This is a genomic window from Lactobacillus sp. WILCCON 0149 (assembly GCF_057197965.1).
The window spans coordinates 1-9,751 of sequence record NZ_JBUBHO010000011.1; the positions used below are offsets into that span (position 1 = coordinate 1).

The following is a 9,751-nucleotide window of genomic DNA, read 5'->3' on the forward strand; positions in this document are numbered from 1 at the left end:
AACGCAACAAAGAAACAAAAGGGGCTTGAAATATGAGCGAAAACAAGAACCGGGGCATGATCCACGTTAAAGTGCTTTTGCCAAATGGTGAGAAAAAGATTTTTCTTCTCTCAAAGAAAATCGCAAATGCACTTGACTGGGACTATAAGAATGGCGATAGATCCGGCTTTAGGAAACTAAGAGGTTGCTACATTACAGTGCCCATCAGCCAATACAATGACAAGCGTCAAGCAAAAATGACGACTGGCAAAATCTTGTCAGTTTTTTGGAAGCATAGATGGATCGGAACCCTGTTTACCAGATCGCAATTTGTGACTGAAGAGCATCTCGAGCGATCGCTAATTGAATGCTACAGATATCTGAGACACGATTATACAGCTGTGAGCCGTGTCAGAATTTTTTTCAGCTTAGCTCATTGGAAGAAAGCCAACGAAAAGAAAAAGAAGATGAGGGATGCTGTGCCTGCAGTTGCTGAAAGATAAGCAACAAGAATGCTAACCTACAAAACGCGCAGCAAGGTGGTTAGCCTTATATAATCTTGTAATCCATAGAGTACAAGGGGATCGGCCAGTAACCTTAATCGATGGTCAAGCTTTAACCGATTTGATTGAGAAGTACCAGCTGAAGATTCATCCGGTAACGACTTATAAGCTAGATGACTACTACTATGAAGAAAACTAGGAATGTACGCTTAATTGCAATATAATTACAATATAGATAGTTCTTCTAATACTTAGCATCAACTGAAGGAAAGGAAAAAGTCATGCAATACAGTTTTGACGCAAGTCCAATTATCAAGGAACTAGAAGCTGACATCTGTGCCTATCGAATGCTAGGAGAGTCTCTTATCGTTTGGGGCTATTGGATCGTCATGCCAAACGGGCAAGAAATTTTTGTTGACTATTATTATCGCGATGACGATCCTGCTCGCTTCCATTTGGATATCGACATAGAATATGACGAAGAAGAAGACTTACAGCGTCTTGCGGTAAAAATAGCTGATTATGACAAAACTGTTTCTGAACGATATAATGAATTCTTTAGAAAGAAAATGTCAGGTTATGAACTGCTAGAAAAGCTCAAAGAAGAAGATCAACTTTTTGTCTGATGGCAAAATTGAAGGTAGCCTATGTAGCAGAGCTCACGATTACTGAAGTAATGTTTGTTGTTCGGGGATGCAATTTTGTTCGGCTAGATGTACAATTTTTCTTATAAGCATTTTAGATCACAAGCCATCTTTCTTTTGCAGAAGAAGATGGCTTTTGTGCCTAGAAGATGCTACAATTAAAGTTGTAGGTAACATCCTTTCTGCCTACAACTTTTTATTCTTATTTTTTCTGTGTAAATATAACCAAAAATTGTAAATTAACCTAAAGATGGCGTAAAAAATATAAAAATGTTAGTTATCGCGCTTGCATTTGGCCTTACCGCATCGGTAAGGCTCTTTTTTAGTTGTCTTTGCAAAGCGCTTACGGATCGATAGACAAGGAAAAGCAAAATGGCAATTGCTAGATCCCGTCGCGAGGAAGAAATTCTCAAAAAATCATGGAATCAGAAACTTGCAGACTACAAGAAGGCCAACTCAAATATCATCGAACAAAAAATGTTTGCAGCACTTAGTGCAGCCAAGGTGCTGAATCATGTGGCTAAAGCTATGCAAAGCGATAAGCATCGATACAATGGTTTCAGATACGATAAGTTAAAGAAAGTCTACAAATCTGCAAGCAAGATCTATGATCTCAAAAATGAGTTTCTAAGATTCTTTTACACGCATTACCCAAAATACGTTAAGCTCTCTGCGTACATACCTACAGGGGATTATGCGATTAACGTCATCATGTGCGATAAGCATTATGATGACTTTCGCAAAGATCGTTCACGATTTGGAACAACTCCGGCTGAGTTCTATGAGAAGAACAAAAAGAAAATCGATCAATGCCAAAAGTGCATAGATTCTAACAATACCGACCACTACAACCTGTACTATGTCAAAGTAAGACTCCCTAAAGTAAAAAAGGGTTCAAATTCCATTATCCTTATTCGGCGAGCGAGTCTTGCTTCCCTAAACTAGACAGTTTGCCAAAAGTGAAGAAGAAGCCGCCTAAGCGTGGCATGTTTCGTTTTGGTCAAGAAGCGCAGCTAAGCGAATTACAGCTAGCTTTGGCGGTTGACTTGACCAAGCCAATCAAGGACTTTTTGCAGGAAAATGCCTAATAAGCCTTTTTCCTTTTTCGATTGCATGCTATACTTAAGTGCTAACTACTGAATTGATGCGTATAACACAACATCAAAAAAGCAAGTTTGCACTTGCAACTAGTCCTGCCAATTTGGTAGGGCTTTTTTCTTGTCAAACACAAGAAAAGTAAGTACAATATCATCGTGACTTGCTAAGCAACTTTTGTTTTTTCTCAAAGAACAACACTTCCAAGACACGCATTTTTTATTTTTCATTAAAATGTAGCGTGCTCCTCCTTCGATTTCAATCGAGGGAGGAGCACGCCTTTCTCCTTTCTGATTGTTAGATATTCGGTAGAATATCTGGATGACGAATGGACTTTTGGCACTGCCAAAATCCTTAGATCTGGCAAGCACTGGTTTATGCATATCAGCGCAACCAAGTCTTTTCCAGATTACGAGATTGAGCAGACTCGTCATGTAGTTGGGGTTGACAGAGGCCTTCGCCAGATCGTTACCTGCTATGACGAAAAAGGCAAAACCTTCTTCCACAACGGGAAGACGATTGCCAGAAAGCGTCAGCACTATAAAGAGCTGAGACGTCATCTGCAGATGACAAATACCAGAAACTCAAAGAGACGCATTCGCAAGATCGGTCAACGAGAGAACCGCTGGATGAGCGACTACAATCACTGCTTGTCTAAGACACTCGTCAACCACTACGGAGCTGATACTCTCTTTGTGCTTGAGGAGCTCAAGTACAAGGCACATCAGAATGGCAGCGAGGTTGTCGAGGTAGACGCTCACTATACCAGTCAGCGCTGTCCTAAGTGTGGGCGGATTTTGAAAGAAAACCGAGACCATGAGCTGCACATGTATATCTGTGACAGATGCGGCTACCGCTCTAATGACGACCGCATAGCCGCAATGAACATTCAAATGCTGGGAACGATGTACGTCAGCGGCGTGCCTAATCCGTCGTATCAGAGTAAGCACGACACGACAGATGCTAAGAAAGCCAAAGGCAAGAAAACAAAGAAACAAACAAATTAGAGCAGTGCGTACAACGTGCTGTTCTGCCGTAGTAGTCAGCCTGCGGGAGCATCTGAGGTTCGCCAAGGATGCTTGAGAAGCGACAGCGTAAGCCTTCGGGCTTGGCTATGGGAGAACTCCCTTCGGGGAGTTTGCTTGGACCACGCTAGCTAGTTGCAAACCTCCAACCTCGGTCGGGGGTAGTTGATTTTAATTTTTCCTCGGGCCATCATCATTCAGATGATGGCCTTTTCCTTTGTTATTTTTTGAACATTTGGCATTGAAAATTAGCGAAAAATAGCAAATTCTGGTAAGCTTACTTATTTTGTTAAAATTCTTCCGAAAAGAAATTTTGATTTTTGAGGTGATATTTTGACAAAGTACAAGTTTATTGGCCGTGTAGCACTTGTTGCTGTGTTTGCAGCAGGTTTTGGCATCTTCTCTGCAAAACCTGCATCAGCATCTATTAACAGTGAAGCAGAAAACGTATCAATTTCTCCAGTCTATCAAGCATCTGACCTGTTTAGACAAGCAGGGATTACATATAATCAGTTCAATTCAGTTGCTAACGGAAAGAAGTATTGGAGCCGCTTTGGCTATCGCAATGGGGTAGGTAGACCAGAAGGGATTGTCATCCACGAAACTGCTACTCCAAACGCATCTGCATGGGCAGAGGCCCGTTATTTTAACAGCAATTGGAAGACGGCTTATACGTACGTACATGCCGTTGTAGACGATCAAGAGCTGATTCAGCTGTCAGATACAAACTATGGCGTATGGGGAGCAGGCGCAATGGCAAATACCCGCTTTATCCAAATCGAGTTATGCAGAGTAAATTCTCGCTCACGTTTCATTAAATCCATTGCCAATGATGCTAGCTGGATTGCATCTATGCTCCACAGATATGGACTGACGCCATCTAGAGCGAAGGCAAACGGTTCTGGTACTGTTTGGTCACACCATGAAGTATCCAATTATTTGGGTGGGACTGATCACGTTGATCCAGACACCTACTTCGACCAATGGGGATACTCAATGCCTGAGTTTTATTCCTTGATCAAGTACTACTACAACAGACAATCAGCAGGTACTAGCAGCAATAGAAATAGCAGTACCAGCAGCAATTCAAACGTGCAAAGCTCTTCATCTAGTTCGTCTTCATCACAGAAGACATCGGCTTCAGTAGCCGTACCAAAGACGTCTGGAAAGACATCTGCATCCGTTTCTGTACCATCAAGCTCTACAAAGCGTGCTGTAACGCAAGCGCCTAGTTATACAGTGCGCAAGATAATGGCATACTCTCGTGTTTATACTGCATACGGCAAGAAGACCAGCAGACACGTTAATGCACTTCAGAGAGTCAACTGCTACGGCACTCGTTGGATCAATGGGAACGCATACTACCAGATTGGTAAAAACTCCTATATCAGAACAATCAACGTAACGGGTACTCAAAAGATTCTCAAGAGCAAGTCATATATTTACTCCAAGTACGGCTACAGAACGGGCTGGCACTACTCTAGAGGCTCTAGAGTGACCACCTACGGCGGTACTTATACTATCAAGAGAAAGAAATATCGTTTAGTAGGGTACAGCTCTTCGATGCCAATTTTTGTTAGATCAGCAAACTTCTACTAAGGATTAGGTGATAATAGTGACTACAGTTATTCTGGCTGAAAAGCCAGATCAAGCAAGATCTTACATGAAGGGACTTGGAATCAAGTTCAAAGGAAAGCAGCGCAAGGCAAGCGGGGAAACGTTCTTAGACCCAAATACCATTGTTGTTGCCGCCAGAGGGCACTTGTTTGAATTAGAAGAGCCCGAGCACTACGGTGACCAATACAAAGACAGAAGTGACCTTTCAAATCTTCCGATCTTCCCTGATAGATTCGATTATCGGCTGCGCGATGGCTGTGAGGATGTATTTAGCGAGATCAGGCAAGCAGTATCTATTGCAGACACCGTCATCATCGCAACCGACAATGACTTTGAAGGCTCAGCTATTGGCTACAACATTCTGCGCTTTTGCCCAGGAGCGATGAAGAAGAAGCTGAGACGCGTTTATCCAGCCGCCTTAGATGAAAAGGCAGTTGCTAAAATGTTCAAGAAGCTCTATCCAATCGATGAAACATGGAGACAAGCTAAAGCAGCCGTTGCGCGGGCTAAAAGTGACTGGCTGATAGGGATGAACATCAGCCGCTTAGTAACCGAGAAATGTCGCTTAATAGGTATTAGAGGCAATTTCGCAGCTGGGAGAGTTTTGACTACTTTGCTGTCATTATGCTGCAACTACGAACTGGCCAGACGGAACTTTGTTGAAGAGCCTATCTATGAGCTTAAAGCAAAGACACAGATAGCTGGGACCACTATTCAGCTGAACTCAAAGATAAGATGTGTGGGCGGGGATGCTAAAAAGCAGTACATCAGCATGCTCAAAGAGCACGGACTTACAAAACCTAAAATGTGGGGTAAAGTAGGATTGATTGAATCAGTACCCAAGTATGGATGGCCATCTCCACCTTTTACTAAAGGCTCACTCTATGCCGAAATGGCTCGGGTAGCCGGGTGGAAAAAAGAAAAGACGGTCCAGGTCATGCAGCAAAACTATGATCAAGGATATCAAACCTACCCAAGAACTGACTCTTCAAAGATTGATGAAGAACAGTATGACTATATTTACGACAATTACGAAAACTACATTCAAGCAGTAGGTATTGAAACCAAGCTGACCAAGATGCGGATGCCTGAAAAGGTGCTCAAGCGCTACTTAGCACCCAAAGGACAAGAAGCAGCCCACTTCGGTATTATTCCTACTGAAAAGATTATGACGCCAGAGAGCAACGTTACGGCCGATCAAAGGTTGATGTATGAAGTGGTTGTCCGTCGTGCTATTTCTTTGGTAGTCAGTCCTTACAAATACGTTTCTACGAGAATCGGTATCTTGGCTAATGACGTTCCCCTGGCAACTAATATTCCTTACGTAGTTGACAAAGGCTACAAGGAATTTATTATGCCAGCTAAAAAGTCTTCCAGAAAGCGAAAAAAAACCGCTGACAGCGACTTAAAGAGTATAAGCGTAGACTTGGCCAAAGCTGCTAAAAAAGGCGACAAAGTGCCTTTAATTCTTTTAAACAGTGAGTCTAAAACTAAGCCAGCACCTCCATTGAAGTCTATTGACATCTTTGACAAAGGTGGGCTGATGGAAAAAGCGTACAAATACGTAGAAAATCAAAAATATGCTGACATCCTCAAGAAAGCTAAGGGTATTGGCACGTCAGCTACTAGAGACAAAGCCATCGCCAGCCTGGAAGAAAAGAAGTACATTACCACCGACAAAGATGATTACGTACACATTACTGCCAACGGATGGATTATGAATCATATCTGCGAGAATCTTGACTTTAGCAACGCACTTTTAACAGCCGAATGGGAAGAAAAATATGATCAAATTGGCAAGGGTGAGATCAAGTCTTCAGTACTCGTGCAAGATACAGAGAATATGATAGTGTCGTCAATGCAGACAATTAATTCTAGTTGGGATCCTAAAGCCCTTTTGCCACTTTATAAAGAGCAAAAGCAAGAAACAGAGAAAGAAGTTTCTCTTGGTAAATGTCCAGCCTGTGGCGGATTTGTCGTGAAGAAGTCGTTCTTTTCAAAGAAGAGGGATGCTCAAGTAACGTTATATGGATGTACTAACGATGATTGTAAATTTGTCGTCTTCAAGGATTATTTTGGCAATAACTTTACTGACAACGACATTAAGAACATGCTTGCAGGTAAGAACAGCAGAAAATTGAAGCTGACCAGTAAAGCAGGAAATCAATACGAAGCTGCCTTCCACCTCGAAGAGATCTCTGACTCAGGCACTTGGCATGTTGCAATGGTAAAAGATCCAAACTGGAACTCGCATCAAAACAAGAGCGGCAGGCCACCAAAGCAGAGACGGGCAGGGAAGAGCAAATTTTAAGGAGGCAAAAGTATGGGCGAAGAAATGCCAAAGAACCTGGACAAATTGTCAGTGGTCGTGCTCTTTCTGCTTGAGCAAGGTGAAATTTCTGGCGATGAGCTGGAAGAAATTGTTGCTGAAGCTGATTTAGCAAAGATCAGTGAAGACGAAGAAGGCGAGTTTGTAGCAAATTTGCTAGAAAAAATCAGACAGAGAAAGTCCTAAGGAGGGCGCTATGATTTTAGGTGGACAAAGAAACGCAAGAGCTCATAACTTTTAAAAAATCCATGATAAAATAGAAGTGAGGCGGTAGACGCATTTATTACATAGTGTTAAATGGCTTAGCAAAATAAGCACCGTGGTTAGTCCATGGTGCTTATTTTTGGCAAAAAAATAGTCCTTGCAGAGCAAGGACTACCAATGGAGGATTCTCTATGTATTGAGAATCATTAACGTGTACGCATTAATTATACGAGAAAACTACAGTAAATGCAACTTGGTCGCAAACTAATGTTCGTAAAAGATTTATTTTATGAAGTTTTACGAACTGTTTCTATCCTTAACACAAAAGAGGAGAGCCTACCATTTTTTTACTCTGTTCTTGTAAACGACCTCGTTAAGAGCCTTTTTTTGACGATCAATTTCTTGCTGAGCTTCTTTGGCTTCCTTGATCATTGCCATCTTGCGCTCTTGCTTTTTCTGTTGCTCTTTGCGAGCCTCATCATCAAGATATTTTTCTCCTTGTCTCTTATAGCTGTCTTTATAGAGATACGCTACAGTGTTCCATAAAATAACACCGAAAATTTGAAAGAGAACGACATACCAGAAGTATTTAATGCTACACAAGCCAGCAAAAGCTGCAAAGTAGCACATAGTTGCAAGCCCAATGGAATAGCCAAATAATTCCTGCCCAAAAGAGGCTGATGGGTTTGAGTACCCATGAGACTTATTTGATACATGTTTAGCAAACGAATATGCGAGCCATGCTCCAGTAACGTCGCTTTCAGAAATATGATGATCTGACATTTTTATCCCTCCAATCTGTTGAATTTAGGCAACGAGTCGATGCCACAACAGTTATCTTTATGCCTTTATTGTACCTTGAGTTTTTAATGCTGTCAGAATTTCGTTTTTCAAAAATACTTTTCAAGATGTAAGCTAAAAAACTAACGGATTTCTGGCTACTCTCTAAAAATCTAAAATGCTAAAATGCGGTGCTAAAGTAGCAAAAAGCTCCACTTTCGCTAAACTACTATTCAGAACTTCTTAAAACTGAAATTTTACGAACAGTTTATAAAAAACAAGAAAAGCCCCTTCTTCTGCAAAAAATGGCAGAAAAACAGTAATATTTTTTTCAGTGGAAATTGAACTAAAATCACTCTTGTCAATGGCGGAATATCGCCAGAAATTATCTACTAAAGGAGCATTGCTTTTATGGAACAACAAAGCAAACAAAATAATTCTGTATCAACTAACAAGATTGACAATCTTTCAGTCAGCTTGTTAGGATTTTGGGTCAAAGGAAAAATGTCAGTTGATCAAGACAACTTGCACGTAGAAATGCCTAACACAGTATTCTTCGGCATTATTCCGACTGGCAAAGTACCTCACACTATTCAATTATCAAGCGTCAGCGACGTTGGCGTTGCAACTGACACTAAGATTGGCGGTATTGCTCTTGGCGTTATCATTGCGATTGTAGGACTTGCATCATTCCATGATAGCTCTTCAACTTTCGGGGCAATTCTTCTGTTAGCCTTGGGTGTCTTGCTTGTAATGTCAGCAATCAAGACTTCCTTCTACTTTAATGCTCAAGGCAAAGACTGGGTTGTATCTGTACCATTCTTTGAACGTGAACGTATTCAAGCATTTGAATCAGCAGTTAACGCTGAAATTGCCAAGTACAATAATGACAGAAATACTCGCGTCCACATTGATCGCTCAATTTCAGCAAATAATGCAAATACTAATAAGATTGTTTCTGCTATCAACGACAGTGACTCTACTTCAGATGCTGAGGGCGAAACTGTATTTTGCAGCAAGTGTGGTGCAAAAAACACAAAAGAAGCTAATTTCTGCGTTAAGTGTGGGCAACCCATGAAGTAGTTACTGTCAGCAGGCTAAAATCTAAAAAAGCCGTGTCAAAAGACACGACTTTTTTATTATTTTCTTACTTTACTGCGTAAGATACTTCATCGGAAATATCACAGATATCTGCAATCTTTGAAATGATCGCAAGTATTGTGTTGGCTGGGAAATTGGTTTCTATCCAAATGCCATTGCTGAGTTTTTCTGGAACTCGCTGACTGTTAAACGTAAGTAATGCAACTCTGAGATCCTTGTCTTCTTTGATTTTTTCATAGTTTCTACTATCTGCTTTCCAGACATATTCCATCAACTGAATAAGAATCACCACAAATTGTAATTTGTACAGGCTTCTTGCCCGTAATATCCAAAGACTCGGAAATCATGTGTTCACCAACCAGCATTTCCTTTTTCTTGGAAGCTTCTATTCCCCCCCTTTTCCTAAAAAATCGAACAAATGCAAGCTGTCAGCTTTCATTTTTTCTCCTTCTTTCGTTTGTATTAAATCCTTGT

Annotated in this window: 9 protein-coding genes and 1 pseudogene; 8 read left to right on the forward strand and 2 right to left on the reverse strand. The window is 41.1% G+C overall.

The window, feature by feature from the left end:
- Window positions 1–32 precede the first annotated feature (32 nt).
- From ACYVUV_RS12010 to ACYVUV_RS12040, 7 genes and pseudogenes are all read left to right on the forward strand, one after another.
- Entirely contained in the window at window positions 33–482 is a 450-nt protein-coding gene (locus ACYVUV_RS12010) for a DUF7679 family protein (RefSeq protein ID WP_484499517.1), read from the forward strand.
- A 281-nt stretch (window positions 483–763) separates the two neighbouring features.
- Complete coding sequence (locus ACYVUV_RS12015) at window positions 764–1,108, forward strand: hypothetical protein (RefSeq protein ID WP_484499518.1); 345 nt, start codon at window positions 764–766, stop codon at window positions 1,106–1,108.
- A gap of 390 nt (window positions 1,109–1,498) precedes the next feature.
- Window positions 1,499–2,071, forward strand: a complete 573-nt coding sequence (locus ACYVUV_RS12020) for a hypothetical protein (RefSeq protein ID WP_484499519.1) — start codon at window positions 1,499–1,501, stop codon at window positions 2,069–2,071.
- 461 nt (window positions 2,072–2,532) lie between these two features.
- Window positions 2,533–3,228 (forward strand): annotated as a pseudogene (locus ACYVUV_RS12025) (zinc ribbon domain-containing protein); the annotation flags it as partial.
- Window positions 3,229–3,579: 351 nt separating this feature from the next.
- On the forward strand, window positions 3,580–4,845 hold the full coding sequence (locus tag ACYVUV_RS12030; protein WP_484499520.1) for an SLAP domain-containing protein: 1,266 nt from the start codon (window positions 3,580–3,582) through the stop codon (window positions 4,843–4,845).
- A gap of 16 nt (window positions 4,846–4,861) precedes the next feature.
- The gene (locus ACYVUV_RS12035) at window positions 4,862–7,174 is read left to right on the forward strand and encodes a DNA topoisomerase (protein ID WP_484499521.1); all 2,313 of its coding nucleotides are present in this window, start codon (window positions 4,862–4,864) and stop codon (window positions 7,172–7,174) included.
- A 12-nt stretch (window positions 7,175–7,186) separates the two neighbouring features.
- The gene (locus ACYVUV_RS12040) at window positions 7,187–7,378 is read left to right on the forward strand and encodes a hypothetical protein (RefSeq protein ID WP_484499522.1); all 192 of its coding nucleotides are present in this window, start codon (window positions 7,187–7,189) and stop codon (window positions 7,376–7,378) included.
- Window positions 7,379–7,732: 354 nt separating this feature from the next.
- On the opposite strand, the gene ACYVUV_RS12045 is transcribed toward ACYVUV_RS12040, so the two are convergent.
- A complete protein-coding gene (locus ACYVUV_RS12045; protein ID WP_484499523.1) occupies window positions 7,733–8,179 on the reverse strand; it encodes a hypothetical protein in 447 nt (148 codons plus the stop codon).
- Between the two features lie 408 nt (window positions 8,180–8,587).
- On the opposite strand from ACYVUV_RS12045, the gene ACYVUV_RS12050 reads away from it, so the two are divergent.
- Entirely contained in the window at window positions 8,588–9,259 is a 672-nt protein-coding gene (locus ACYVUV_RS12050; RefSeq protein ID WP_484499524.1) for a zinc ribbon domain-containing protein, read from the forward strand.
- A 64-nt stretch (window positions 9,260–9,323) separates the two neighbouring features.
- Here ACYVUV_RS12050 and ACYVUV_RS12055 read toward each other — a convergent pair whose 3' ends face one another.
- The gene (locus ACYVUV_RS12055; protein WP_484499525.1) at window positions 9,324–9,548 is read right to left on the reverse strand and encodes a hypothetical protein; all 225 of its coding nucleotides are present in this window, start codon (window positions 9,546–9,548) and stop codon (window positions 9,324–9,326) included.
- Window positions 9,549–9,751: the final 203 nt, after the last annotated feature.